The organism is Pseudomonas sp. GW823-FHT02C02 (genome assembly GCF_058797635.1).
Genome location: NZ_JBXAJV010000002.1, coordinates 130,311 through 153,742, shown reverse-complemented (window position 1 = coordinate 153,742; position 23,432 = coordinate 130,311). Strand labels below are relative to the sequence as shown.

Sequence of the window (23,432 nt, the reverse complement as noted above, 5' to 3'; positions counted from 1 at the left end):
TCGCCGCTTGTATTGGCTGACCCTGCGCTATCGCGAGCAGGCTCACTCCCACAGGGGGCTGAGTTCAGCCCATGGATCAGCGAAAAACTTCGGTTAATCGAAGAAAATCCGCCGAATGACGTTTTTTGCGCGTTATCTGCCGCTTTCCGCCTTGCCCTCGGCGCCTGGGTCTACGATTCTTCAATAACAACGACAACACCTGAGAAGCCATCATGAAAACCGTCGCCCAACTGCTCAAGTTGAAAGATCAGAAAAATCAGGAAGTGCACCAGATCAAACCCGATCACATGGTGCTCGAAGCCCTGATGAAGATGGCCGAAAAAAACGTCGGCGCCTTGTTGGTGGTGGAGAATGACGAAGTGCTGGGGATCATCAGCGAGCGGGACTACGCGCGCAAACTGGTGCTGCATGGCCGTTCTTCGGTGGGCACGCCGGTTCGCGACATCATGGTGTCGCCGGTGATCACCGTGGACACCCATCAAACCGTTGATACCTGCCTGGGCATCATGTCCGACAGACGCCTGCGCCACCTGCCTGTGGTGGAAAACGGCAAGTTGATCGGCTTGCTGTCGATCGGTGACCTGGTCAAGGAAGCCATCGCCGAACAGGCTGAATTGATTCGCCAGTTGGAGCAGTACATTCGCGGCGAGTGACTCTGAAATTACGCAGTTTCCCTGTGGGAGCGAGCCTGCTCGCGAAGGCGGTGTGTCAGTCGACACTTGTATTGACTGATCCACCGCCATCGCGAGCAGGCTCGCTCCTACATTTGATTTACGTGATTTTTCAGGTTGGCCAATGCCGGGCGAAAACCGGTGCCAGCGTCGGGTGGCGGTCGATTCGCGTCAGCCACGCATAAAAACCGGGTCGGGCATTGCGCAGATGCTCACGACTGCCCGCCCATCGCGTCACCACCGCCGCCAGCACATCCAGTGCCCCAGGCGTCTCGTCGTCCAGGTACAACTCGCCCGAGAACTGATCGGCAAACACCTCCCAACTCCAGTGCAACCGTCGACGGGCGCCGGCCATGAGGTTTTCCATGGCCGATTGATTCGGCTCGATCAGCCAGCGCTCGGGATAATCGATGATGCCGATGGCCGCATAGCAATTGCTGACGATGTACACCAGGCCCCGGATCGCTTGATCACGCTCGGCGGGCGTGTTCGACAGCAGGTTTGACTCGGGAAACGCGAGCCCCAGATGAATCAGGATCGCCGCGCTTTCGGTGAGGACGCTGCCGTCGGGCAATTGCAAGGTGGGAATCTGCTTGAGCGGGTTGAGTTTCTCCAGGGCTTTGGCAGCCTCCGCAGACGACTCGACGTCGATAAAGCGATAAGGGATTTCACAGAGTTCGAGGGCGGCCTCTATCGCGGCGGCGCCGGAGTTCTGGTGTCCGTAGAGCTGGTACATAAGCACCCCCCTTCAAGAGTGTCTCTTTGTAGCATCTGATACTGACCATGCTGGAAAATTTCTTTTTATGCCACTGCATCCAAATCGCTTTCCGATGGGTAGTACCAGTAACAGCCCCTGAGGCTGCCGAGCAGATTACTCATTTACGGAGCGCTATTCATGAATGCCAAACAGCTGATTTGCCTTGCCGGTTTGTTCGTCGCGGGCCCAATGGCCTACGCCCAGTCAGGTCTGCCCGACAGCATCAAGGTCCCGGACGGGCACAAGGTCGCCCTGGAAACCACCGGTGTCGGCGAGATCACTTACGAATGCCGTGACAAGGTCAATGCCGCCGGCCAGACCGAATGGTTCTTTGTCGGCCCCAAAGCGGTACTCAATGATCGCAGCGGCAAACAGGTCGGCACCTATTTCGGACCGCCCGCCACCTGGCAGGCGAAAGACGGTTCGAAAGTCACCGGCACTCAACTGGCTGTCGCGCCTTCGAGTCCGGGCAACCTGCCCTATCAATTGGTCAAGGCCAACCCGGCCGAAGGAAAAGGCGCAATGACCGGCGTCAGCTACATCCAGCGCGTCGCCCTCAAAGGTGGCGTGGCCCCGAGCGCTGAATGCTCGGCGGCCAACAAGGGCAAGCAAGAAATAGTGAAGTACCAGGCGGATTACATTTTCTGGGCGGCCAACTGAAACCAGGCCTGCGGGAAATTGGTCTACGCTGCTCAGCATTGGCCCCGGTCCGATGGCCCGGGGCTGCTGCCCATTATTGACGGCTGAACTCAGTGTCCTTACCCGAAACTCTTTTCGATTACGAAGCCCATATCGCCGCCTGCGCCCGCGGTGAGCGTCAGGCCCTGCGTGATTTGTATGTGCAGGAGAGTCCGCGCCTGCTGGGCGTTGCCAAACGCCTGGTGCGTGACACTGCGCTGGCGGAAGACATCGTCCACGATGCCTTCATCAAGATATGGAATGGCGCCGCGCAGTTCGACCCGGCGCGAGGATCGGCGCGGGGCTGGATATTCAGTTTGACGCGACATCTGGCCCTGAATTTCATCCGTGACAACAGCCGCGAGATTCAAGGTGATTTCGATGGGGTGGACGACACGGCAACCTTCGATGCCCAGGCTCATTCCGGGCGCATTCATCAATGCCTGGAACAACTGGAGCCTGCAAGGCGCGCCTGTATCCTGCATGCCTACGTCGACGGATATTCTCATGCTGAAATCTCACACAAACTCGGCACCCCGCTGGGCACCGTCAAAGCCTGGATCAAGCGGAGCCTGACGGCACTGCGGGAGTGCATGGGATGATCAGCAAACTGACGAATGAAACCCCGGAAGAACTCGACGAACTGGCCAGCGAATATGTGTTGGGCACCCTGTCCGCAGAGCTTCGCACCCAGGTCCGACAGCGCCTGCCCGACGAACCTGAGTTACGGGCCGCCGTCGACGCCTGGGAGCGTCGCCTGCTCGGCCTGACCGATCTGGCAGAACCTCACCCGCCGTCACCCTACCTTTGGCAGCGTATCGAGCGCAGCGTGAACAAGGTGACACGGCCACCGTCGCTCATCGCGGCTCAGTCTTTATCCTGGTGGAATCTGTTGCCGCTCTGGCGCGGGCTGGCCGGTGCGGGGCTGGCGGCCACGTTGCTGCTCGGCGCCTTGATGCTGACGCAAACCACCGTCAAGCCTACCTACCTGGTGGTGTTGGTCGGTCCTCAGGACAAGGCACCTGGCTGGGTGATCCAGGCCAGCAACCCGAGGGAAATCCAGTTGATTCCGCTGGGTGTCATTGAGGTCCCGGCCGACAAGGCGCTCGAGTTCTGGACCAAGGCCGATGACTGGCAAGGACCGGTGTCTCTGGGCTTGGTCAAACCGGGACAGACCCTATCGATTCCGCTCGACAAATTGCCGCCACTGCAACCCAATCAACTGTTCGAGCTGACCCTGGAAAATCCGCAGGGCTCACCGATCGGCAAGCCGACCGGGCCGATTCAATTCATCGGTCGGGCAGTGAAAGTCATCTGAGCGCGATCAACCGAGCGCCGCGATCAACTCCGCCGTCGTGACAATCGAGTGGGCATACGTCGGTCCATTGATCTCATGCGCGGCGTGCATGGCCTCGGCACTGAACGCGGCCGTGGCGTCGCGCACCAGCGTGACGTGATAGCCCAGTTCGGCGGCGAACCTGGCGGTGCTTTCGATGCACGTATTGGCGAGCATCCCCACCACCACAACCTTGTTGATCCCGTGCTGTTTGAGCAGATAGTCCAGATCGGTGTTGGCAAAACCACTGCCGCCCCAGTGTTCCTTGACGATCACGTCACCGGCCTGTGGCTGGAAATCCGGGTGCCATTCCCCGCCCCAGGTTCCGGCGGCAAATACTTGCGCACGGCTGGCGCCTTGTTGATAGGGAGTGGGGTGTTTCCAGCGCGCCAGCTCATCGGGCTCGGCGCGGTGATGCGGAACATAGAAAACCTGGATGCCGGCCTTGCGAACAGCCGCCACCACGGTTTTCAGGTTGGCCAGCGTACCGACGCTATCAGCCACCGGTTGAGCGCGGCCATGCAGTTTGCCGCCTTCGCTGAGGAAGTCGTTGTAAGGATCCACCAGCAGCAGGCCGGTGTGCTCGGGAGCATGGGAACTGGCACTCATGATCGACTCCTCGAAGGTAAAGGCACGCGCCAGCTATCCAGTGTAGAAGCGCCGATCGACCCCGCCGCCGCCATCCGACGACTGAACCATCACGCCCGCGTGAGGGGGAACGTGTCACCTATCAATGCCGTCGATGTTCACCATCACCTCAATGAAGTTCTCATAAAAAATCCGTGGCGTAACATCGCCTCCATACCAAACAACTACACCCCGGAGCACACCATCATGAAACGCCAAATCCTTCTCAGCATCGCTTTCTCGGTTTTTGCAGTTAACGCTTTCGCCGCTTCTTCTGCTCACCCGGTTGTCGCTGAAGGCGGCTCGGATCGCCTGATCGAAAGTCGTGTGGCTGAAGGTGGTTCGGATCGTCTGATCGAAAACCGCGTTGCTGAAGGTGGTTCGGATCGTCTGATCGAAAACCGCGTCGCTGAAGGTGGCTCGGATCGTCTGATCGAAAACCGCGTCGCTGAAGGTGGCTCGGATCGTCTGATCGAAAACCGCGTCGCTGAAGGTGGTTCGGATCGTCTGATCGAAAACCGCGTCGCTGAAGGTGGTTCGGATCGTCTGATCGAAAGCCGCGCTGTATAAATGAAGGGTTTTACCGCAGTACTCAATGAAAAACCCGGCCTCATCAGCCGGGTTTTTTTTGCCTGTTTTTTGCGGCCGGTCACTTGCCCGCCCGTGTCATGCAGCGCTGATAACGCTCATCCACCCGCTTGGCAAACCACGCCGTCGTGAGTTTGCGGGTGATTTTCGGGCTTTGCAGCACGATCCCCGGCAACACTGCACGAGGCAACGGCCGACCTTCCGCCTTCTCGGCCAGGTCGAACACCCGCGCATAAAGCTGGGTGTCCTCGAACTGCAGGTTTTTGCCCTCCTCCAGTTGATCGCGAATGGTCGTGTTGCGCATGCCCAATTGCTTGCCAAGGCTGCGCACCGCCAATTCCGTGGTGCCCGGCATGATCGCGTCGTAGCGCACCAGATCACCATCCAGCGCCAAAGGGATGCCTGACGCTCGACTCACCGCGTTCTGAAACGCCGCATTGCGGCTGGCGTACCAACCAGCATTGAAATCGGCGAAGCGATACAGCGGCTGTTTGTAGCTCACCGGGTACCCGAGCAAGTGAGCAATGCCGAAGTACATGCCGCCGCGACGGCTGAACACTTCACGACGGATCGAGCCGTTCACCGGATACGGATAATCCCGTGCCTGTTGCTCGGCGAAGTCGATGCTGACCTGCATCGGCCCACCGGTGTGCACCGGATTGAGCCCTCCAAACAAGGTCCGCCCCATGGGCACAATGCCGATGAAGTCATCGAAAATCGCGCTGAGTTCTTTTTCGCTGCGCGCCGCATTCAGCCGGTCGCTGTAGCTTTTACCGTTGGATGAACTGACCTGCAGTGCACCGCTGACCAGCAGGCTGGGGATATGGACTTTAGCGGCACGACGGTCGATCTCTTCGCGGGCGATCTTGCCCAGGCCCGGCACGGGTGGGTCGACCTGGAAGGTCGACTCTTGCTCGGTGACCGCGAGCACCGAACACAGGTTTTGCGTGGAAGGATAGATGTTCTGCGCGGCAAAAGCGGCGTAGATGTCCGTGGCCCAGCCTTGGCGGTCAACGGTTTTCGCCGGCAGCAGGCGCACGATCTCGGCCTTGACCTCGGCGGGTTTGCGGGCCGGCAACTCCTGAGTGCGCTGGGTGCCGCAACCCGCCAGCACCAGCAGCGCCGCGAAAATCATGATCAATCGATTGGCTTGCATGGTGCTCCATCAACTCTGCTGAACCGGGTTAACCATACGATCAAAGGCATGGCGCAGGCTATGACTGCTGCCGCAACGCCCCGTTCCCCTTCATCCCCCACCACTTCACGGTTGCGGGCCTTTTCCGTTGGGCGGCCTGCCTTTTCATATCCCCGCGCTGGACCATACTTGTGCCACACACCGAGGAGGACAGGCTCATGAACCGTAGCGACGTGCTGATCGTCGGCGCCGGCCCGACCGGGCTGGTATTGGCGCTGTGGCTGAGCAAACTGGGGATTGGGGTAAGGATTATCGACAAGACGTCGGCCCCCGGCACCACGTCCCGGGCGCTGGCGGTCCAGGCACGGACGCTGGAGCTTTACCGTCAGCTCGACCTCAGCAATGCCGTGGTACAAAAAGGCCACCGGGTGGACGCAGCGAATTTCTGGGTCAAGGGCGAGCCCGTAGCGCGCTTGCCATTGACCGGCATCGGCGAGGGGCTGACGCCTTACGCGTTTCTCGAGATGTTCCCTCAGGATGAGCACGAACAACTGCTGATTGAACGCCTCGAAGGGTTCGGTATCAAGGTCGAACGCGGCACCGAACTGGAGGGTTTTGAAGAGACCGGCGATGGCATCAGTGCAAGGCTGCGCTTGCACGATGGCCAACAGGAAATCTGCCAGGCGTGTTACCTGGCGGGTTGCGACGGCGCCCGGTCAATCGTGCGCAAGACCCTCGATACCGGTTTTCCCGGCGGCACCTACCAGCAGGTTTTCTACGTGGCGGACGTGCAGGCTCACGGGCCGACGTTCAACGGCGAGCTGCATCTGGACCTGGATGAAGCGGACTTTCTCGCGGTGTTTCCGTTAGCCGGCGAAGGCCGCGCCCGCTTGATCGGCACCGTGCGCGACGAGCGCGCCGACCGTGCTGAAACCCTCGGGTTTGCCGACGTCAGCAGTCGGGCCATCGAGCACCTGAAGGTGCAGATTGAGCAGGTTAACTGGTTCTCGACGTATCGTGTGCATCACCGGGTGGCGGATCACTTTCGCAACGGTCGCGCCTTTCTATTGGGCGACGCGGCCCACGTCCACAGCCCCGCGGGCGGTCAGGGCATGAACACCGGGATCGGCGATGCCATCAACCTGGCCTGGAAGCTGGCGGCCGTCTTGAGCGGCGGCGCCACAGCCACGCTGCTCGACACCTACGAAACCGAACGCATCACCTTCGCCCGCAAACTGGTGGCCACCACCGACCGGGTCTTCACCTTCGTGACTGCCGAAGGGCGCATGGCCGATTTGTTGCGCACCCGTCTGGCACCGTTCCTGATCCCTAAAATGGCCTCATTCGAAACGTCCCGTGAGTTCCTGTTTCGCACGGTGTCGCAGATCACCCTGAACTATCGTGGGACAGCGTTGAGCACGGGGGTCGCGGGCCACGTTCATGGCGGCGACCGCCTGCCCTGGGCTCACGACGGTGAGGGGGACAATTTCGAATCGCTGAAGTGTCTGACCTGGCAGGTGCATGTGTATGGCGACACCAGTGACGAAATGATCGCCTGGTGTCACGAGCATCACCTGCCGTTGCACGTGTTCGACTGGCGGCCGGCGTTTGAAGCGGCGGGGTTGGGGCGTAACGGGTTTTACCTGCTGCGTCCGGATACGTATGTGGCGATTGCCGACAACTCGGCGGACCCCAAGGTGATTGAGCGGTATTTCAAGGAGCACGGGATCCGGCCGTTTTTCGGCAGCCCCTGAGCCCCCCAGTATTTACTGTGGGAGTGAGCCTGCTCGCGATGGCGGCGTATCAGTCAATACATGGGTCGAATGACAAGACGCCATCGCGAGCAGGCTCACTCCTACAGGGGTTCCGAGGTGTTTCTTAGATCCCGGCCAGGGCCAGGTCCATCGCGAAGTAGGTAAAGATCAGATCCGCCCCCGCCCGCTTGATCGCGCCAAGGCTTTCACGCACCACGCGGTCCTCATCAATCGCCCCGGCCTGCGCGGCGAATTTGATCATCGCGTACTCGCCGCTGACCTGATACGCCGACAACGGCAAACGCGACACTTCGCGGATGTCGCGGATGATGTCCAGGTACGCGCCGGCCGGTTTGACCATCAGCGCATCGGCGCCTTCCTGCTCGTCCATCAGAGACTCGCGCACCGCTTCGCGGCGATTCATCGGGTTCATCTGGTAGCTTTTGCGGTCGCCTTTCAACGCGCTGCCGCCAGCTTCGCGGAACGGGCCGTAGAGCGCAGACGCAAATTTGGTCGAATAGGCCATGATCGCGGTCTGGGTGAAACCGGCTTGGTCGAGGGCCCGGCGAATGGCCTGGACCTGCCCGTCCATGGCCGCTGACGGTGCAATCACATCCGCACCGGCCCGGGCCGCCGCCACGGCTTGTTTGCCGAGGTTGATCAGGGTCTGGTCGTTGTCGACTTCATGGTTGTGCATCACGCCACAATGGCCGTGGTCGGTGTATTCGCAGAAGCAGGTGTCGGACATCACGATCATCTCCGGCACCGCGTCCTTGGCAATGCGCGACATGCGCGACACCAGGCCGTTGTCGCTCCAGGTGTCGCTGCCGCTGCTGTCCAGGTGATGGGACACGCCGAACGTCATCACCGACTTGATCCCGGCGCGGGCGTAACGCTCGATCTCACCGGCCAGTTTCGACTCTGGAATACGCATCACGCCGGGCATGCTTTTGATCGGCACGAAGTCATCGATTTCTTCCTCGACGAAAATCGGCAGCACCAGGTCGTTCAGACTGAACTCGGTTTCCTGGAACAGGCTGCGCAGGCTCGCATTGCGGCGCAGACGGCGTGGACGTGCTTCGGGGAACTGGCTTGACATGAGGGGTTCCTGAAAAACGGAGGTCGAGATGAAAGTCGTAGGGGGCGAAGCTTATGCCCTCAAAGGCGCGGGGCACAAACCTCGATCGCCCAAGACTGCGTTACCGAGGCCGCAATAATCGCGCGATATAACGCGGTTCCCTGTGGGAGCGGGCTTGCTCGCGAAGACGGCGGCACATCCAACAAGGATGTATCTGACGCACCGCCTTCGCGAGCAAGCCCGCGCCCACAAGTTTTAGATTTCCAGCACACCGCTGATGCAGGTCACCACCGAACCACCAATCCAGATCTCATCACCCACCTGCTCCACCTGAATGCGCCCGGCCCGGCCCATGGTCAGGCCCTGGCTGACCACGTAGGACGCCGGCGCCAAGCCTTCGGCAAGCAACCACTGCGCAATCCCGGCGTTCAAGCTGCCGGTAGCCGGGTCTTCCGGCATGCCATCGCCGGAAATGAAAGCGCGCACTTCAAACTGCGCATCATCGCCATCGCGCTCAGGGTGCCATGGCGCTATCACGCCGACGGCCAGGCCCAGCATCTGTGAATGATCCGGCTGCAAATCCAGCACCTGTCGGCGGTCCTCGACCATCACCGCCAACCAGCCGGCACCGTTATCGACCCATTGCGCCCGGACAATCGCCCCCGGCTCCAATCGCAGCCCTAGGCGCACACGCTCGACGACGTCAGCGTCCACCGGCCCTGTCTTGATCAGTGGCGGCGCGAGAAAGGCCAGCTCCGCGCCTTGCCTGCGGACCCGCACCAGACCGACGCCGCACTCCTGAATGATCTCCTCGCCCTTGGGCACGCCCCCGGCCTCAAGCCATGCATGGCAAGTGCCCAAGGTCGGGTGACCGGCGAACGGCAACTCGGTGAGGGTGGTGAAGATCCGTACCCGATAGTCAGCGCGAGGGTCGCGCGGTTCGAGGATGAATGTGGTTTCGCTGAGGTTGGTCCAGCTTGCGAACGCCGCCATGCGTTCATCGCTGAGCCTGTCTGCGCCGAACACGACTGCCAACGGATTGCCCTTGAGTGCAACCTGGCTGAAGACATCTACTTGTTTGAAATCGAATGAGCTCATTGCCTGCCTTGGTCTTGAGAGAGTCGAAGAGATTTACTTGGGAATTTCCAGCCCGCGTATCACCGCCGGCCGCGCCAGGAAGCGCTCCAGCACGCGAGTGACGTTGGGGAAATTCTTGATGCCCACCAGATCGCCAGCCTCATAGAAGCCGATCAGGTTGCGCACCCACGGAAAGGTCGCGATGTCGGCAATGGTGTAGCGTTCGCCCATGATCCAGTCGCGCCCTTGCAGACGGCTGTCCAGTACTTTCAGCAGGCGTTTGCTTTCGTCGACGTAGCGGTCACGGGGACGTTTGTCCTCGTAGTCCTTGCCGGCGAACTTATTGAAGAACCCGAGCTGGCCAAACATCGGCCCGATGCCACCCATCTGGAACATCAGCCACTGGATCGTCTCGTAACGCGCCGCCGACTCCTGCGCCAGTAACTGGCCGCTCTTGTCGGCAAGGTAAATCAGGATCGCCCCGGACTCGAACAGCGGCAGGGGTTTGTCATCAGGGCCGTGGGGATCGAGGATCGCCGGAATCTTGTTGTTGGGGTTCAGCGACAAAAATTCGGGGGACATCTGATCGTTGCTGTCGAAGCCCACGCGATGGGGTTCGTAGGGCAGACCGATCTCTTCGAGCATGATCGAGACCTTGACGCCATTGGGGGTCGGCAAGGAGTACAGCTGAATCCAGTCCGGGTAGTGGGCCGGCCATTTTTGGGTAATCGGGAACGCGGACAGATCGGTCATGGGGAGCATCCACAGTGAACAGTAAGCGCTGATCATAATGGAGGAGACTGGTTTTTTGCGTATCAATCTTGTTGATGAAGAAGATCAAAACATTGCAGTCATCGTTCTGCGCCGATACCTGTACCGTGTCCATAAATCCGCAACATCCTGTCGATAACCTCTGCTCCAACCCATGCAAGGTTACCGGTACATTGCGGCGCACTCGCCGGAATCGAACCAAATGGGCTTCAGAGGACTCTGAGAACTGCCCTTTCGGAAACGGACCGGCCCAATGACATGGAAAACACCCGCTGCTGGGAGCTCGTGGTGTAAAGGTTTGTCAGCCTTAACCGAATGCGCTGAAGATCACCTATTAAATGATGAACCTTTTCAAATTTGCCGATCGCTTCAAGCAACGCGCGTATGTCGTCCTGCCCTCCCTGCTGGCGATGAGCGCGTTGTTTTTGTCGCTGGAGTCCAGTGAAAGCCGCGCCCAACCGGCAGACGGCACCCAGACCCTGGTATTCCTGCGTCACGCGGAAAAACCCGAAGGTGGTCTGGGCCAGCTCAACTGCCAGGGCCTGAACCGTGCCATCGACCTGGCCACCTTGCTGCCGGAAAAATTCGGCAAGGCCAATTACGTCTTTGCCGCCAACCCGACACGTAATGTCGAGGAAGGCGAACTGGACAATTCCTACAGCTACATTCGCCCCCTGATGACCATCAGCCCCAGCGCGATCAAGCTCGGCTTGCCGGTGAACATCAACTTTTCAGCCAACGACACCAGCGACCTGGCCGATGAATTGCTCCACGACAAGTACCACAACTCGGTCATCTACACCGCCTGGTCCCACGGTTACCTGCCCGAGCTGATCAACAAGGTCGCGGGAGATGCGGTCGGAAAGAAACAGAAGATCACCGAAGACTGGGAATCCAGCGACTACGACTCGCTGTTTGTGCTCACGCTGACCTGGCATAACGGCAAGGCGAGCCTGCAGAGCCATAGCTACAAGCAAGGGCTGGATAATGGGCGGGAGACGTGTCCGACGTAAGCAGTCGATACCCTCCAGGCATTAAAGTTTATAGCGCCTGTCTGGGCCCTATCGCGAGCAGGCTCGCTCCCACAATGGATCTCCGGCGCGACACAGATCCAGTGTGGGAGCGAGCCTGCTCGCGATGGGGCCAGAAAAACCGACACATCACTGTCGGTTGATCTCCCTCATTGGATCTCCGGCGCGACACAGATCCAGTGTGGGAGCGAGCCTGCTCGCGATGGGGCCAGAAAAACCAATACATCACTGTCGGTTGATCTCCCACATTGGATCTCCGGCGCGACACAAATCCAGTGTGGGAGCGAGCCTGCTCGCGATGGGGTCAGAAAAGCCAACCCATCACTGTCGGTTGATCTCCCACATTGGATCTCCGGCGCGACACAGATCCAGTGTGGGAGCGAGCCTGCTCGCGATGGGGCCAGAAAAACCAACACATCACTGTCGGTTGATCTCCCACATTGGATCTCCGGCGCGACACAAATCCAGTGTAGGAGCGAGCCTGCTCGCGATGAGGCCAGAAAACCAACACATCACTGTCGGTTGATCTGCCGCTCGCGCAGGTACTCAAGAACCGCGCCCTTCTCCCCGGCAAACTCAATCCGCGCGCCCTTCTTCTCCCGCTGAAAGGCATACATCGGATCGTAATACTCACGCAGCAACCCTTCGATCCAGCCCCGGTGCAAATCCACCGCCCCGCTGTTCGCCTGCTCCGCCAGCGCGTCTTCCATCAAGATCAACATCCGCCGGTGCCGTTCACCGCCCAGGCGCTTCTGCACATTGTTCAAGCTTTCCAGCAGACGCTCGGAAAACAGCGCAAAGCCTTCATCGCCATGCACGCTGATGAACTCGGCACACAAGTCCACGACGTAATCGCGCAAGATCCGTTCGACCCGCCCTTCCTGGCTGTCCTCCAGCCAGACCATCGGGTACTGCTGCATGCCCTGAAACAGCGGCAAGGGCAACGCGCAGCTGCCAATCGCCCGGCTTTCGTCTTCCAGCACAAACTGCTCGATGCCGTGAGCGCGCTTCTTCAGCACGTCTACCGCCAGGCGGTTTTCAAAGTCGATATTGGACGGTTGGACGGTGGCGCGTTTGCCGAAGCTGGAACCGCGATGATTGGCGTGGCCTTCGAGGTCCAGGCCGTTGCGTAGCTGCGTGAGCACCTCGGTCTTGCCGGTGCCGGTCATGCCGCCCAGCAATACGAAATCGCACTGGGCAACGGCCTGATCGACCGTGTCCAGCAAGAAGCTGCGCATGGCCTTGTAGCCGCCACCGACGCGCGGATAGTCGATGCCGGCCTCGTCCTTGAGCCACTGCTGGACGATCTGCGAACGCAAGCCGCCGCGAAAACAATACAAATAGCCCTCGGGGTGCGCCCGGGCAAAATCGGCCCAGGCCTGGATGCGTTCGGCCTTGATCTCGCCGGACACCAATTGATGCCCCAGGGTGATCGCCGCTTGCTGGCCGTGTTGCTTGTAGCAGGTGCCGATCCGCTGCCGCTCGTGGTCGTTCATCAGCGGCAGATTGACCACCCCGGGGAACGCGCCCTTGTGGAATTCGATCGGCGCGCGGGCATCCAGCATCGGCCGGTCGTTGAGAAAGATGTCGCGGTAGTCGGTGAAGTCGATTGACATCAAAACACCTCGACCGCGAGGGTCTGTCGCTCGACCAGCTCACCGATTGGCTCAAGGGCCAGGCCCAATTCGCTGGCCACTTTGAGGAATTGCTCGTTGCCTTCGGGCGTGACCGCCACCAGCAGGCCGCCGCTGGTCTGCGGATCGCACAGCACCCGCTTATGCAATTCCTGCACGCGCCCGACCTTGCTCGCGTAACTGTCGAAATTACGCAGGGTGCCGCCCGGCACGCAGCCCTGGTCGAGGTAATACTCGACACCCGGCAGACGCGGCACACGGTTGTATTCGATGCGTGCGGTGACGTTGCTGCCGTCGGCCATTTCCACCAGATGCCCCAACAAGCCGAAACCGGTGACGTCGGTCATCGCCGTCACGCCGTCGAGCTTGCCGAAACGGCTGCCGGGTTTGTTCAGGGTGCACATCCAGTCGCGAGCCAGGCCAATGTCGGCCGTGCGCAGCTTGCCCTTCTTCTCGGCGGTGGTGAGGATGCCGATGCCCAGCGGTTTGGTGAGGTAAAGCAGGCAACCGGCGGTGGCGGTGTCGTTGCGCTTCATGTGGCGCTTTTCAACCAGCCCGGTCACCGCCAGGCCGAAGATCGGCTCCGGGGCGTCGATGGAATGCCCACCGGCCAACGGAATGCCCGCCTCGTCACACACCGAACGTCCACCGCGAATCACTTCCCGGGCAATCTCAGGCGCCAATACATTCACCGGCCAGCCAAGGATCGCAATCGCCATCAGCGGATCACCGCCCATGGCGTAGATATCGCTGATGGCGTTGGTGGCGGCGATGCGGCCGAAATCGAACGGGTCGTCGACGATCGGCATAAAGAAGTCGGTGGTCGAGACCACGCCGCGTTCTTCGTCGATCGCGTACACCGCCGCGTCATCGCGCGAGGCGTTGCCGACCCAAAGCCTGGGATCGAGGTTCTGCGCGCCACTGCCGGCCAGAATCACCTCAAGCACTTGCGGCGAAATTTTGCAGCCACAGCCGGCGCCGTGGCTGTATTGGGTCAGACGAATCGGCTCGCTCATGGGAATACCTCGTGAAGACAATGGGGGCGAGTCTACCACTGGCGGTCAATCCAAGGCGCAACACCACCTGCCTTGTAGCAGCTACAGAAGTGTCAGTTCGCGTAACTGACCAACCCGACAATAAAAAACCTTATTTCGTCGATTTTTCATGGAATTGAAATAATTGGCATCTGTTATGCAAACGTTTGCGAGTCGCTGATATAGACGTTTTCGCGACATAACCGCGCAAGCCCGAAGAATCGGGCTTTTGATCCGCACGAAAAGGGACTTTTAATGCACCGCACGTCCAGCCGCGTGACTTGCTCGCGCACTCTTGCTGTTTCCTTGCTGTTGGCCAGCGTTACAGGACTACTCAGCAGCACCGTTTTGGCGCAATCCGCGCCCGCCGAAGAATCCGCCCAGGGCGAAACCCTGAGTCCCGAAGCCAGCCCGCCGAAAAAAGGCGTTTACCTGTCGGACTGGTTCAACCAGGACCTGACCGTCATCGGCAGCAAAGACATCAGTTTCGGCCCGCAACCGGCCGACGATATTTACCTGGAGTACGAGTACTTCGGGCGCAAAGGGCCGTTCGAGTTGTACGGCTACATCGACATCCCGAAGATCTTCGACATCGGCAACAGTCATGACAAAGGCGTGTGGGACCACGGTTCGCCGGTGTTCATGGAGCACGAACCGCGCATTTCCATCGACCACCTTGCCGGCCGCAGCCTGGCCATCGGGCCGTTCAAAGAATGGTACGTGGCGTTCGACTGGATCTACGACCACGGCAGCAACAGCGCCAACCGCGCCAATACGCTTTACAGCGGCCTGGGCACCGACATCGACACCCACTCGCGAGTCAACTTGTCGGCGAACTTCTACGGGCGTTATCAGTGGGAAAACTACGGCGCCAGCAACGAGTATTCGTGGGACGGCTACCGTGCCCAGCTCAAATACATCGTGCCGATCAGCAGCTTCAGCAACGGCGCGTCACTGACGTACATCGGCTTCACCAACTTCGATTTCGGCTCCGACCTGCACAAGGACAACCCGGCCCGCACCGCCAACGCCACCGTCGCCACCAACGTCTTGCTGTACTCGTTCACACACTTGCGCTTCACCCTGGTCGGCCGTTACTTCCACAACGGCGGCAACTGGGAGGATGGCAGCGAGTTGAATTTCGGCGACGGCGACTTCCGCGCTAGCTCCAATGGCTGGGGTTACTACGCCGGCATCGGTTATCAGTTCTGAGGCTTGATTGAACCTGGAGGTTTTATGAATGCAATGACGCGTATGTCCCTGGCCTGTGCCGCCCTGCTCTCTTCCACTGCCTGGGCAAGCGAAGCACCGATCCAGCCGAAAGTGATGCTGATCACCATGTTCGCCCCCGAGGCGCAAAACTGGATCGATCGTCTGGAGCTCAAGCAGGAAGTTCGAGTGCCGGGCCTGTCCGTCGAGTACCCGACCATTCGCTGCAACACGCAGCAGGTGTGCCTGATGGTCACCGGCATGGGCCAGACCAACGCCGCAGCTTCGACACTGGCCCTGGCCCTGTCGCCGAAATTCGACCTGCGTAAAAGCTACTTCCTGATCGCCGGCATTGCCGGCATCAGCCCGAAACACGGGACCATTGGCACCACCGCGTGGGCCCATTACCTGGTGGAGTTCGGCACCCAGTGGGAACTGGATTCGCGAGACGCGCCGAAAGACTGGCCGACCGGATACATCGGCATCAACACCCAAGGCCCGAACCAAAAACCGCCGCTGGACTACAAGACCGAAGTGTTCGAGCTCAATCCGAAGTTGCAGGCCAAGGCATTCGCCCTGACGCACAACGTAAAGCTGAGCGAGAGCAAGGAATCGGCGGCATGGCGCCTGAAATACCCGTCGGCCCCGGCCAATCAGCCACCGGCGGTGACGAAGTGCGACACGCTGGCCGGCAACACCTGGTTTTCCGGGACGCGCTTGAGTGAACGTGCCGAGGTCTGGACCAAGCTGTTGACCGACGACAAAGGCGAGTACTGCACGACGCAACAGGAAGATAACTCCACCTACGAAGCGCTGCTGCGGGCCAGTCGCGAGGGCCTGGTGGATGTGCAACGCCTGGCGGTGGTGCGCGCGGGCTCCGACTTTGATCGACCGGCCCCGGGCCAGAGCGAGGTGGACAACCTGCTCAAGTATGCGGATCAGGGCGGGTTTGTGCCGGCACTGGAGAACCTGTACCGGACGGGGAATCCGTTGGTGCTGGAGATCTTGAACAATTGGTCGGCGTGGGAGAATGGTGTTCCCGAGGCTTGATCTGACAATGCAAAACCCTGTGGGAGCGAGCCTGCTCGCGATGACGGTGTATCAGGCAACACAAATGTCGACTGACACTCCATCATCGCGAGCAGGCTCATTCCCACATTTTGATCGGCGTTACGGCAACAAAATCACTTTGTCCCCGGCACCTTGGTTCACTTCTTCATACCGCTCCAGCCCTTCCGCCAGCGGCGATTCAAACAACCCTTCCGGCAACGGCAACAACCCCTGATCAAAGAACTTGCCGAACTGATCGAGCATCGCCGCACCCGCCTGCACGCCATACAACAACGAATTGATCCCCACCACCGAACCGCCCTTGCGATACAACGCCAGCGCCGGCAGTTGCACCATGCCGTCGACCGGCGCCGCGATGATCGCGATGCGGCCGAACGCCGCGAGTGCCGGGACCGAGGCCGGTAGCCAGAAGCCGGTGGTGTCGAAAATCACGTCGGCGCCGCCGGTATACACGGCCTGCACCTGCGCCCCCAGCTCGTCCGGTTTATCCAGTTGCAGCGTCTGATACCCCTGCGCCTGCAGATCCTTGACCTGCTCGGGTCGCCGCGCCGCCGCCAGGACTTGAGCACCCCGCACCTTGGCCAACGCCAGCGCGGCACTGCCGACCGCTCCGCCGCCGATCACCAACAGCCGCGTTACAGCAGTCACCAGACTGCGTTCCAGCGCATCCCACGCCGTGGTGTAGGGCACGCCGAGGCTGGCGGCCTGGGCGAAGCTCAGATGGGTGGGTTTGAGCGCCACGCCATTGGCCGGCAGTTTGACGAATTGCGCATGGGAGCCATCGGCAAAAAAACCCAGTTCACGACCGGTGCCCCAGACTTCCTGACCGATCAGTGCCTGCGGCCCTTCAACCACCACACCGGCGAAATCCCGACCGGGAATCCGTGGCAAGGTGGTGTAGGGAAACCGTCCCAACACATTCTTCACATCGCTGGGGTTGAGGCCGGCCGCCTTGATCTGCACCAGCACTTCATCGGCACCGGGAACGGGAGTCGGGACATCGACATAACGCAAGGCCGAGAGGTCGCCGGTCTGGTCGAATTGCAGTGCTTTCATGGGAGTGTCCATCGCATAAAGGAAAGGGTTTCAGGAGACCCAGCCCGCCACCAGTTGCCGGCCCATGGGCCACAACTTTTCGCCGGCGAGCATGCCCAGCAGGCCCACCAGGGCAATGGCCGGTGGGGCGGGCGAACGAAAGTCCAGTGCGCCGTAGAGCAGGCCGACGCCCAGACCAATGACCAGCGAGATGAGGTAGCTCATGGCAGACTCCGTGGGCAAACAAGGTATGCCTGAAGTCTAAAGAGCGGTGGCAGCGGGCATCGGCCAAGTGCTTCTGAATATCGGCCAAAGCGCGGCGGGTGCACTGCCAATTGTGTAGCGGCGGAGCCCTGCAGGCGTGAGCCTGTTCGCGATAGCGGAGTGTCAGTCGACATCTGTGCTACCTGATACACCGCTATCGCGAGCAGGCTCACGCCTACAAGGTTTTCGCTCTGCTACAGGGGTGCGTCATGGCTGGACGGGGTGTTGGCTCGCCGCAAACTGCGAAGGCGCGACACCCAGTTCCCGGCGGAACATGTCGCTGAAGCTGCTCGGCGAATAGCCCAGTTCGCGGGCAATCGTGCTGACCGGCACGCCTTGAATCAACTCCGCCGCCGCGGTCGCCAATTGCACCTGCCGCCGCCATTCGGCGAAGCCCATGCCCAGGCCTTCCTTGAACAGCCGTGCCAGGGTGCGCACGCTGGCACCGGCATTTTCCGCGTGCTGCTCGAAGGGAATGGCCAGCGAGGGCGCGGCCATGACCGCCTGACACAGGTTCATCAGGCGTCGGTCGGAATCATCCGGCAACGGGATTTTCAACAGCGAACGCCTGGCTCGTCTAAGCTCCAGCAACGCCAGGCCGACCAGCGCCTCGTAGTACTCGGGCGCGCCATCATCGCCCTGCTCCACCAGCCCGACGATCAGCTCACGCAGCAGCCCGCCGACTTCGATCACCTGAACACTGTCATCCAACGTGACCGCCAACGAGGGCCGCAGGTAGATGTTGCGCATCTGCAGGTCCGAGACCACGCGGATGCCATGCGGCACGCCCGGCGGCAGCCACACCGCCCGTTGCGGCGGCACCACCAACGCCTCTTGGGGCGTTTCCACCCACATGACCCCGCTCATGGCGTACAGCAATTGGCCCCATTCATGCTCGTGGGGCTCGATGTACAAGCCACGCGAGTAAGTGCGTGCCAGCGGTTGCACGGGCACATCGGTGTCACTCAGGTCTGGCGGGGCGGCAAGGGCCATGGGCAATGATCATTGGGGTTTTCAGGTCTTGCATGGTAACGGGCCACTCACCTTGTCGCCACCGGCGGCAGCCGTCTGACAATCCGAATGAATTTTCCTTAACCCCAACGATCCTTGTATTACCACAGGGAGGAATACGGGCTTTATGAACAACGCAAAACTTTTCGTCATTGAATACACCCTTCATGGCGCGCCAAAGTCTTTCATTATCCGCCTGGACAAAATGGACAACGCGGAAGCTTGGCACTGGGCCAGTTGTGACGCAGGGGTTGGACGAATACCCCGCTTTGGCCGAGAGAAGGTGCAAAAAACCAGCAAGCCGCTGGCGGAGAAATTCGGCATCGAAAATGTGACGTGGCGACCGGCGGGCTGAGCATTACAGGGGGTAGTCATCCGACATTGAAAGTGGAGCCCGAGAGGCTCCACTTCATGTTGATGAGCTATTTGGCGTGTGCGCACTTGCAACCTTTGCTCGCACACTCCTCGCCATGTTCGTGGTGCTTGGCGCACGCTTCACAGCAATAGTGTTTGCCGTGGCGCGCTATCGGGTGCTCGCCCAGTTTGCAGGAGCATTTGGGGCAGTCGCAGGTACTTTCACTGTCGATCATGAGTCTGACTCCTTGGGTGTGGTCGTCGCGTGCGGCAAATGCGCACTTCACTCATCAGTGTAGGAGCTACAAAATGGCGCGCAGTTACTCGCTTCGGGTGCTGCTGCGATACATGAACAGCAACGCCAGCGCCAGGCACACCATCGCCAGCAACCGACTGCTCGACAACTCGATCGCCGGGTTACCCAGCCAGCCGAAGTTATCGATCAACATCCCCATGCCCAACTGCCCGACGATCACCGCCACGGTTGCCACCGCCGTGCCGACCCGCGGCACCGCGCCGACCATGACCATCATGTAGACGACGCCGAACAAGGCACCGCTGAGTTGCCATTTCGGCACGTCCAGCAGGCTCACGGCATGGGCCGGTTCAAAAAACAGGATCAGCAACCCGGTGACCACCGCGCCCACTGCGAAGGTCAGCAAACTGCTGCGCAACACGCCGACGGTTTCCCCCAGACGCCCGTTGATCGCCGCCTGGATACTCAACACCGCGCCGGCGGCCACCACCACGGCCAACAAAATAATCAGATTCATCATCAACCCCGAGCAATCAGAACAAGTGCCGCGACAATCAGCAGCAACGCTAGCCAACGCTCACCGTTGACCTTTTTGCGGGTGGCGCCGAACCATCCGAAGTGGTCGATCAACACGCTTTTGCCGACCTGCCCGGAGAGGATCGCGATCATCGTCATCGCGATCCCGATGTGCGGCGTGGCCAGGGTCAGCACCACCACGTAGATCGGCCCGAGGAAGCCGCCGATCAACTGCCAGCGCGGCAAGGTGTTCAACGCCGGACCTTGTTGCTTGCCGCTGAACAACAACAGCAGAAACAGAATCGCCGAGCCGACGCCGAAGATGCTCAACGTCGCCCATAAATGCCCGACCTGAACCCCGAGCGGCCCGAGCAGACCGGCCTCCACGGAAAGGCCCATGCCGGCGAGGATCACCAGAGGCAGCAGCAACAGCCGCAGCCCTGGTTTGGCCGCTGGCACTGAAGCGATGTCGATTGAAGAAGATTGCATAAGGAAAACCTGCTCGTCAGATGAATACGGCCCCGGTAGGAGCGAAGCTTGCTCGCGAAGGCGTCGTATCAGTCGACATTTCCGGCGTCTGACACGCCGCCTTCGCGAGCAAGCTTCGCTCCTGCCAAGGGGCTGTTGTGGCAGGCATTATCGGCTGGCGATCCTTTGCGATAAATGGGAGCATCCCGACAACACTTTTGCGCAACTCGCACAGCAGGATCGACCATGCATGGCCTCAACGAGCTTGGATTCAAGGCACTTCGGCTGTTTGTCGCTGTGCTCGACCATGGCAGCTTCTCCGAAGTCGCCCGCCGCGAGGGCCTGGCACCCTCGTCGATTTCCCGACAGATCCAGTTGATGGAACAAGCCTTGAACCAGCAATTGCTCTACCGCCACACGCGCGCCGTCACGCCCACCGAAGCCGGCCGCATGCTCGGTCATCATGCGCGGCTGGTGCTGGTGCAACTGGAGGAAGCCGAACAGGCCTTGCAGGAGCAGCAAAGCGAACCCAGCGGGCTGGTGCGGATCAATGCGCCGGTGGTCTTCGGGCAACGGCATCTGACGCCGTGGCTGGGGCTGTTGTGCGAGCGCTATCCGAAACTGCAACTGGATATCCAGCAAACCGACAGCTACGTCGACCCGTTGCACGAAGGCGCCGATTTGCTGTTTCGCATTGGCCCGCTGCACGATTCGAGCATGCAGGCGCGGATCCTGGCGCCCCATCGCTTTCAAGTGGCCGCCAGCCCGGCCTACCTCAAACGCCATGGCTCGCCGCACCATCCCGAAGAATTGGCGGCGCATCAGTGCCTGGCCTACAAGGGCGTGGCCGGGCAGCAACGCTGGTTTTTCCGCAAGGACGCGCAGGACTGGACGCCCTACTCCGTCAAAGGCCCGATCACCGGCAACCACGCCGACACGCTCACGCAAGCCGCCGAACGAGGCCTGGGGTTGGTGATGTTTCCGTCGTGGCTGATCGGCGAGGCGGTGCGCAACGGCACGCTGGTGCCGGTGCTGGGGGAATATCAGGTGTCCAACAGCCTCGAACCGCAGCAGATTGCGGTGCTGTGGCCAGGTAGCCGACGGTTGTCGGTGAAGGTGCGCACGGTGATTGATTTCTTCGTCGAGTGCTTCGGAACGGTGCCCTACTGGGACAGACCCTGACACCAAACAAACCCTGTGGGAGCGAGCCGGCTCGCGATGGGGCCGGCACATCCAACATTAATATTGGCTGACAGACCGCTATCGCGAGCAGGCTCGCGTCGCTTGTCAGATCCGGAACTGGCCGACCAGTTTGCCCAGGCGCTGGCCGAGGTCGGCGAGGCTGCGTGAGGTCTGGGCACCGAGTTGGGTTTCGTCGGCAACGCTGTCCACCGCCACGGCGATCTGATGCACGCTGCGGTTGATCTCTTCGGCCACGGCGGTCTGCTCTTCAGCCGCGCTGGCGATTTGCGCGTTCATCGAATTGATGGTGCCGATCAGTTGGGCCATGGTGTCCAGCGATGCACCGGCTTCATTGGCCTGGGCCGAGGTGCCATCACCCGCTTCGCTGGAACGACGCATCGCTTCCACCGCCGATTGGGTCCCGGCCTGCAAGCGGTCGATCATGCCCTGGATTTCCTGGGTGCTGATCTGCGTGCGGCTGGCCAGCGCCCGCACTTCGTCGGCCACCACCGCAAAACCACGACCGGCTTCACCGGCACGCGCGGCTTCAATGGCAGCGTTCAGTGCCAGCAAGTTGGTCTGTTCGGCAATCGAACGAATCACCCCCAGCACGCTGACAATCGACGAAACGTCTTTTTGCAGGCTGTCGAGGGACACGCCACTGCTGCGGATGTCGTTCACCAACGCATGAATTTTCACGATGCTACCGGCCACCACACGCTTGGCAGCCTGGCCTTCTTCGTCGGTCTGCTGAGCCGCCACCGCCGCGTTCTGCGCGCTCTTAGCGACTTCCTGAGCCGCCGCCGACATTTCGTTGATCGCCGTGGCGACCTGATCGGTCTCGTGGCGCTGACGCTCCATGGCCTGATCCGAGCGCTGGGCCTGGTCGGAGACCTGATTCACCAGGCCGGTCAGTTGCGACGTCATTTCGGTGATCTGACGCACCAGGCCGTGGATCTTGTCGACAAAGCGATTGAACGAGCCGGCCAGTTCGCCGAGTTCGTCCTGGCTGGTGATGGTCAGACGACGGGTCAGGTCGCCCTCGCCCGCCGCGATGTCATCGAGGTTGGCTTTCATCAGGTTCAGCGGACGCAGAATGGTATTGGCCAGCAGCATCCCGGCTGCCGCGATCACCAGCAGCATCACCACGGCGATACCGGCGATGGTCAGCACCACGCCTTCCATTCGCTCCTGCACCTTGGCCTGGACCAGCGCGACTTGCGCCTCGATACCATCAAGGTTCACCGACGTACCGACCGCCATGTCCCACTTCGGCAGGTATTCGGTGTAGCCCAGTTTCGGCACCAGCACTTGAGTGTTGCCGGGCAACGGCGAGCTGTATTGCAGGTAGTGGGTGCCGTCTTTGGCGACTTTGACCAGGTCGCGATTGACGTAGACGCCGTTCGGGTCGCGGTTGTCCTTGAAGCTCTGGCCCACGCCTTCCGGGCTGTTGGCCTTGAACAGGCGCACGGTGTTGGAGTCGTAGCCGAAGAAGTAGCCGTCCTTGCCGTAGGTGATGCTCGACAACAGCTTGATCACCTGCGCCCGCGCCGCGTCATCGCCAGGGGTGGCCGCGTCGTAAAGCGGTTTGATCGTGGTCATGGCCACGGCCACGTAACTTTGCAGGGTGGCCTTGGCATCGCTGAGCAGGCGCTGGCGGGTTTCCTCGACTTCCTTGCTGGCCTGCTCCTGCAGAATGAACAGCGTGGTCAGGCTGATGACTAGCGCAAAGAGCAACACCGGGAGGACAGCAAGGGACAGGACTTTAGCCTTCAGGCTCATGCGCATGACGGTTCACTCTTTTGATTTTGTTGGCGTGGTTAAAGGCTTTAACGGCACGCCAACGAAAAACTGTAGGAGCCAGCGGCATCGGATCGCCGAACCGCTGGCTCCTA

At 60.6% G+C, this 23,432-nt stretch carries 26 protein-coding genes; 11 read left to right on the top strand and 15 right to left on the bottom strand.

Annotated elements, in window-relative coordinates; genetic code table 11:
* The first annotated feature begins 212 nt into the window (after positions 1 to 212).
* Positions 213 to 653 (top strand): CBS domain-containing protein, encoded by a 441-nt coding sequence (locus AC1ROI_RS03460; RefSeq protein WP_007944798.1) that lies wholly within the window; start codon positions 213 to 215, stop codon positions 651 to 653.
* A gap of 130 nt (positions 654 to 783) precedes the next feature.
* Here AC1ROI_RS03460 and AC1ROI_RS03455 read toward each other — a convergent pair whose 3' ends face one another.
* Positions 784 to 1,407, bottom strand: a complete 624-nt coding sequence (locus AC1ROI_RS03455; protein WP_010458616.1) for a glutathione S-transferase — start codon at positions 1,405 to 1,407, stop codon at positions 784 to 786.
* Between the two features lie 159 nt (positions 1,408 to 1,566).
* On the opposite strand from AC1ROI_RS03455, the gene AC1ROI_RS03450 reads away from it, so the two are divergent.
* The 3 genes from AC1ROI_RS03450 (at position 1,567) to AC1ROI_RS03440 (ending at position 3,424) form a co-directional block, all read left to right on the top strand.
* Complete coding sequence (locus tag AC1ROI_RS03450; protein WP_010458614.1) at positions 1,567 to 2,088, top strand: DUF3455 domain-containing protein; 522 nt, start codon at positions 1,567 to 1,569, stop codon at positions 2,086 to 2,088.
* A gap of 92 nt (positions 2,089 to 2,180) precedes the next feature.
* Positions 2,181 to 2,708 (top strand): sigma-70 family RNA polymerase sigma factor, encoded by a 528-nt coding sequence (locus AC1ROI_RS03445; RefSeq protein WP_083377218.1) that lies wholly within the window; start codon positions 2,181 to 2,183, stop codon positions 2,706 to 2,708.
* A complete protein-coding gene (locus AC1ROI_RS03440; RefSeq protein ID WP_256580126.1) occupies positions 2,705 to 3,424 on the top strand; it encodes an anti-sigma factor in 720 nt (239 codons plus the stop codon). Before AC1ROI_RS03445 ends, AC1ROI_RS03440 begins: the two co-directional genes overlap by 4 nt.
* Before the next feature lie 6 nt (positions 3,425 to 3,430).
* Here AC1ROI_RS03440 and AC1ROI_RS03435 read toward each other — a convergent pair whose 3' ends face one another.
* Positions 3,431 to 4,051 carry a cysteine hydrolase family protein gene (locus AC1ROI_RS03435; protein WP_102593388.1) on the bottom strand — a complete coding sequence of 207 codons (621 nt, stop codon included), beginning with the start codon at positions 4,049 to 4,051 and terminating at the stop codon, positions 3,431 to 3,433.
* A 225-nt stretch (positions 4,052 to 4,276) separates the two neighbouring features.
* On the opposite strand from AC1ROI_RS03435, the gene AC1ROI_RS03430 reads away from it, so the two are divergent.
* Entirely contained in the window at positions 4,277 to 4,639 is a 363-nt protein-coding gene (locus AC1ROI_RS03430; RefSeq protein WP_154911523.1) for a hypothetical protein, read from the top strand.
* 79 nt (positions 4,640 to 4,718) lie between these two features.
* Here AC1ROI_RS03430 and AC1ROI_RS03425 read toward each other — a convergent pair whose 3' ends face one another.
* Positions 4,719 to 5,813, bottom strand: a complete 1,095-nt coding sequence (locus AC1ROI_RS03425) for a DUF1615 domain-containing protein (protein ID WP_102595855.1) — start codon at positions 5,811 to 5,813, stop codon at positions 4,719 to 4,721.
* 197 nt (positions 5,814 to 6,010) lie between these two features.
* Here AC1ROI_RS03425 and AC1ROI_RS03420 point away from each other — a divergent pair, with 197 nt between their 5' ends.
* Positions 6,011 to 7,546 carry an FAD-dependent monooxygenase gene (locus tag AC1ROI_RS03420; protein ID WP_102595856.1) on the top strand — a complete coding sequence of 512 codons (1,536 nt, stop codon included), beginning with the start codon at positions 6,011 to 6,013 and terminating at the stop codon, positions 7,544 to 7,546.
* A gap of 124 nt (positions 7,547 to 7,670) precedes the next feature.
* Here AC1ROI_RS03420 and hemB read toward each other — a convergent pair whose 3' ends face one another.
* The 3 genes from hemB to AC1ROI_RS03405 form a co-directional block, all read right to left on the bottom strand.
* Positions 7,671 to 8,645 (bottom strand): porphobilinogen synthase, encoded by a 975-nt coding sequence (hemB, locus tag AC1ROI_RS03415; RefSeq protein ID WP_077750523.1) that lies wholly within the window; start codon positions 8,643 to 8,645, stop codon positions 7,671 to 7,673.
* Between the two features lie 234 nt (positions 8,646 to 8,879).
* Complete coding sequence (locus AC1ROI_RS03410) at positions 8,880 to 9,722, bottom strand: PhzF family phenazine biosynthesis protein (RefSeq protein ID WP_102595857.1); 843 nt, start codon at positions 9,720 to 9,722, stop codon at positions 8,880 to 8,882.
* A gap of 33 nt (positions 9,723 to 9,755) precedes the next feature.
* On the bottom strand, positions 9,756 to 10,454 hold the full coding sequence (locus AC1ROI_RS03405) for a glutathione binding-like protein (RefSeq protein WP_010458596.1): 699 nt from the start codon (positions 10,452 to 10,454) through the stop codon (positions 9,756 to 9,758).
* A 356-nt stretch (positions 10,455 to 10,810) separates the two neighbouring features.
* Here AC1ROI_RS03405 and AC1ROI_RS03400 point away from each other — a divergent pair, with 356 nt between their 5' ends.
* Positions 10,811 to 11,485, top strand: a complete 675-nt coding sequence (locus AC1ROI_RS03400; RefSeq protein WP_010458594.1) for a hypothetical protein — start codon at positions 10,811 to 10,813, stop codon at positions 11,483 to 11,485.
* Positions 11,486 to 12,015: 530 nt separating this feature from the next.
* Here the strand turns inward: AC1ROI_RS03400 and mnmH are convergent.
* Both mnmH and selD read right to left on the bottom strand, forming a co-directional pair.
* Positions 12,016 to 13,119, bottom strand: a complete 1,104-nt coding sequence (gene mnmH, locus AC1ROI_RS03395) for a tRNA 2-selenouridine(34) synthase MnmH (RefSeq protein WP_102595463.1) — start codon at positions 13,117 to 13,119, stop codon at positions 12,016 to 12,018.
* Complete coding sequence (gene selD / locus AC1ROI_RS03390; protein ID WP_102595462.1) at positions 13,119 to 14,153, bottom strand: selenide, water dikinase SelD; 1,035 nt, start codon at positions 14,151 to 14,153, stop codon at positions 13,119 to 13,121. The genes mnmH and selD overlap by 1 nt, the downstream gene beginning before the upstream one ends.
* A 273-nt stretch (positions 14,154 to 14,426) precedes the next feature.
* Here selD and AC1ROI_RS03385 point away from each other — a divergent pair, with 273 nt between their 5' ends.
* Together AC1ROI_RS03385 and AC1ROI_RS03380 are read left to right on the top strand one after the other, a co-directional pair.
* Positions 14,427 to 15,383, top strand: a complete 957-nt coding sequence (locus AC1ROI_RS03385) for a nucleoside-specific channel-forming protein Tsx (RefSeq protein ID WP_102595461.1) — start codon at positions 14,427 to 14,429, stop codon at positions 15,381 to 15,383.
* Positions 15,384 to 15,407: 24 nt separating this feature from the next.
* Positions 15,408 to 16,430 carry a purine-nucleoside phosphorylase gene (locus AC1ROI_RS03380; protein WP_102595460.1) on the top strand — a complete coding sequence of 341 codons (1,023 nt, stop codon included), beginning with the start codon at positions 15,408 to 15,410 and terminating at the stop codon, positions 16,428 to 16,430.
* A 120-nt stretch (positions 16,431 to 16,550) separates the two neighbouring features.
* On the opposite strand, the gene AC1ROI_RS03375 is transcribed toward AC1ROI_RS03380, so the two are convergent.
* From AC1ROI_RS03375 to AC1ROI_RS03365, 3 genes are all read right to left on the bottom strand, one after another.
* The gene (locus AC1ROI_RS03375) at positions 16,551 to 17,507 is read right to left on the bottom strand and encodes a quinone oxidoreductase family protein (RefSeq protein ID WP_102595459.1); all 957 of its coding nucleotides are present in this window, start codon (positions 17,505 to 17,507) and stop codon (positions 16,551 to 16,553) included.
* A 30-nt stretch (positions 17,508 to 17,537) separates the two neighbouring features.
* Positions 17,538 to 17,711: a DUF1427 family protein gene (locus tag AC1ROI_RS03370; protein ID WP_010458583.1), complete on the bottom strand. Its 174-nt coding sequence runs from the start codon at positions 17,709 to 17,711 to the stop codon at positions 17,538 to 17,540.
* 246 nt (positions 17,712 to 17,957) lie between these two features.
* Entirely contained in the window at positions 17,958 to 18,743 is a 786-nt protein-coding gene (locus AC1ROI_RS03365; RefSeq protein ID WP_077748862.1) for an AraC family transcriptional regulator, read from the bottom strand.
* A gap of 145 nt (positions 18,744 to 18,888) precedes the next feature.
* Here AC1ROI_RS03365 and AC1ROI_RS03360 point away from each other — a divergent pair, with 145 nt between their 5' ends.
* A complete protein-coding gene (locus AC1ROI_RS03360; RefSeq protein WP_010458578.1) occupies positions 18,889 to 19,116 on the top strand; it encodes a DUF6555 family protein in 228 nt (75 codons plus the stop codon).
* Between the two features lie 67 nt (positions 19,117 to 19,183).
* On the opposite strand, the gene AC1ROI_RS03355 is transcribed toward AC1ROI_RS03360, so the two are convergent.
* The 3 genes from AC1ROI_RS03355 to AC1ROI_RS03345 all read right to left on the bottom strand — a co-directional run bounded on the left by AC1ROI_RS03355 (position 19,184) and on the right by AC1ROI_RS03345 (position 20,376).
* A complete protein-coding gene (locus tag AC1ROI_RS03355) occupies positions 19,184 to 19,351 on the bottom strand; it encodes a metallothionein (RefSeq protein WP_010458576.1) in 168 nt (55 codons plus the stop codon).
* Positions 19,352 to 19,435: 84 nt separating this feature from the next.
* The gene (locus tag AC1ROI_RS03350; RefSeq protein ID WP_010458574.1) at positions 19,436 to 19,891 is read right to left on the bottom strand and encodes a DMT family transporter; all 456 of its coding nucleotides are present in this window, start codon (positions 19,889 to 19,891) and stop codon (positions 19,436 to 19,438) included.
* On the bottom strand, positions 19,891 to 20,376 hold the full coding sequence (locus AC1ROI_RS03345) for a DMT family transporter (protein WP_010458572.1): 486 nt from the start codon (positions 20,374 to 20,376) through the stop codon (positions 19,891 to 19,893). Before AC1ROI_RS03345 ends, AC1ROI_RS03350 begins: the two co-directional genes overlap by 1 nt.
* A gap of 225 nt (positions 20,377 to 20,601) precedes the next feature.
* Here AC1ROI_RS03345 and AC1ROI_RS03340 point away from each other — a divergent pair, with 225 nt between their 5' ends.
* A complete protein-coding gene (locus AC1ROI_RS03340; protein WP_102595456.1) occupies positions 20,602 to 21,537 on the top strand; it encodes a LysR family transcriptional regulator in 936 nt (311 codons plus the stop codon).
* A gap of 105 nt (positions 21,538 to 21,642) precedes the next feature.
* Here the strand turns inward: AC1ROI_RS03340 and ctpM are convergent, their stop codons facing one another.
* On the bottom strand, positions 21,643 to 23,319 hold the full coding sequence (gene ctpM, locus AC1ROI_RS03335; protein ID WP_492573974.1) for a methyl-accepting chemotaxis protein CtpM: 1,677 nt from the start codon (positions 23,317 to 23,319) through the stop codon (positions 21,643 to 21,645).
* Positions 23,320 to 23,432: the final 113 nt, after the last annotated feature.

Bases quoted from the DNA above. Each gene is read 5' to 3' on its own strand.
- AC1ROI_RS03460 (WP_007944798.1), top strand. From the start codon at position 213: ATGAAAACCGTCGCCCAACTGCTCAAGTTGAAAGATCAGAAAAATCAG.
- AC1ROI_RS03455 (WP_010458616.1), bottom strand. From the start codon at position 1,407: ATGTACCAGCTCTACGGACACCAGAACTCCGGCGCCGCCGCGATAGAG.
- AC1ROI_RS03450 (WP_010458614.1), top strand. From the start codon at position 1,567: ATGAATGCCAAACAGCTGATTTGCCTTGCCGGTTTGTTCGTCGCGGGC.
- AC1ROI_RS03440 (WP_256580126.1), top strand. From the start codon at position 2,705: ATGATCAGCAAACTGACGAATGAAACCCCGGAAGAACTCGACGAACTG.
- AC1ROI_RS03435 (WP_102593388.1), bottom strand. From the start codon at position 4,051: ATGAGTGCCAGTTCCCATGCTCCCGAGCACACCGGCCTGCTGCTGGTG.
- AC1ROI_RS03430 (WP_154911523.1), top strand. From the start codon at position 4,277: ATGAAACGCCAAATCCTTCTCAGCATCGCTTTCTCGGTTTTTGCAGTT.
- AC1ROI_RS03425 (WP_102595855.1), bottom strand. From the start codon at position 5,813: ATGCAAGCCAATCGATTGATCATGATTTTCGCGGCGCTGCTGGTGCTG.
- AC1ROI_RS03420 (WP_102595856.1), top strand. From the start codon at position 6,011: ATGAACCGTAGCGACGTGCTGATCGTCGGCGCCGGCCCGACCGGGCTG.
- hemB (WP_077750523.1), bottom strand. From the start codon at position 8,645: ATGTCAAGCCAGTTCCCCGAAGCACGTCCACGCCGTCTGCGCCGCAAT.
- AC1ROI_RS03410 (WP_102595857.1), bottom strand. From the start codon at position 9,722: ATGAGCTCATTCGATTTCAAACAAGTAGATGTCTTCAGCCAGGTTGCA.
- AC1ROI_RS03405 (WP_010458596.1), bottom strand. From the start codon at position 10,454: ATGACCGATCTGTCCGCGTTCCCGATTACCCAAAAATGGCCGGCCCAC.
- AC1ROI_RS03400 (WP_010458594.1), top strand. From the start codon at position 10,811: ATGATGAACCTTTTCAAATTTGCCGATCGCTTCAAGCAACGCGCGTAT.
- mnmH (WP_102595463.1), bottom strand. From the start codon at position 13,119: ATGTCAATCGACTTCACCGACTACCGCGACATCTTTCTCAACGACCGG.
- selD (WP_102595462.1), bottom strand. From the start codon at position 14,153: ATGAGCGAGCCGATTCGTCTGACCCAATACAGCCACGGCGCCGGCTGT.
- AC1ROI_RS03385 (WP_102595461.1), top strand. From the start codon at position 14,427: ATGCACCGCACGTCCAGCCGCGTGACTTGCTCGCGCACTCTTGCTGTT.
- AC1ROI_RS03380 (WP_102595460.1), top strand. From the start codon at position 15,408: ATGAATGCAATGACGCGTATGTCCCTGGCCTGTGCCGCCCTGCTCTCT.
- AC1ROI_RS03375 (WP_102595459.1), bottom strand. From the start codon at position 17,507: ATGAAAGCACTGCAATTCGACCAGACCGGCGACCTCTCGGCCTTGCGT.
- AC1ROI_RS03370 (WP_010458583.1), bottom strand. From the start codon at position 17,711: ATGAGCTACCTCATCTCGCTGGTCATTGGTCTGGGCGTCGGCCTGCTC.
- AC1ROI_RS03365 (WP_077748862.1), bottom strand. From the start codon at position 18,743: ATGGCCCTTGCCGCCCCGCCAGACCTGAGTGACACCGATGTGCCCGTG.
- AC1ROI_RS03360 (WP_010458578.1), top strand. From the start codon at position 18,889: ATGAACAACGCAAAACTTTTCGTCATTGAATACACCCTTCATGGCGCG.
- AC1ROI_RS03355 (WP_010458576.1), bottom strand. From the start codon at position 19,351: ATGATCGACAGTGAAAGTACCTGCGACTGCCCCAAATGCTCCTGCAAA.
- AC1ROI_RS03350 (WP_010458574.1), bottom strand. From the start codon at position 19,891: ATGATGAATCTGATTATTTTGTTGGCCGTGGTGGTGGCCGCCGGCGCG.
- AC1ROI_RS03345 (WP_010458572.1), bottom strand. From the start codon at position 20,376: ATGCAATCTTCTTCAATCGACATCGCTTCAGTGCCAGCGGCCAAACCA.
- AC1ROI_RS03340 (WP_102595456.1), top strand. From the start codon at position 20,602: ATGCATGGCCTCAACGAGCTTGGATTCAAGGCACTTCGGCTGTTTGTC.
- ctpM (WP_492573974.1), bottom strand. From the start codon at position 23,319: ATGAGCCTGAAGGCTAAAGTCCTGTCCCTTGCTGTCCTCCCGGTGTTG.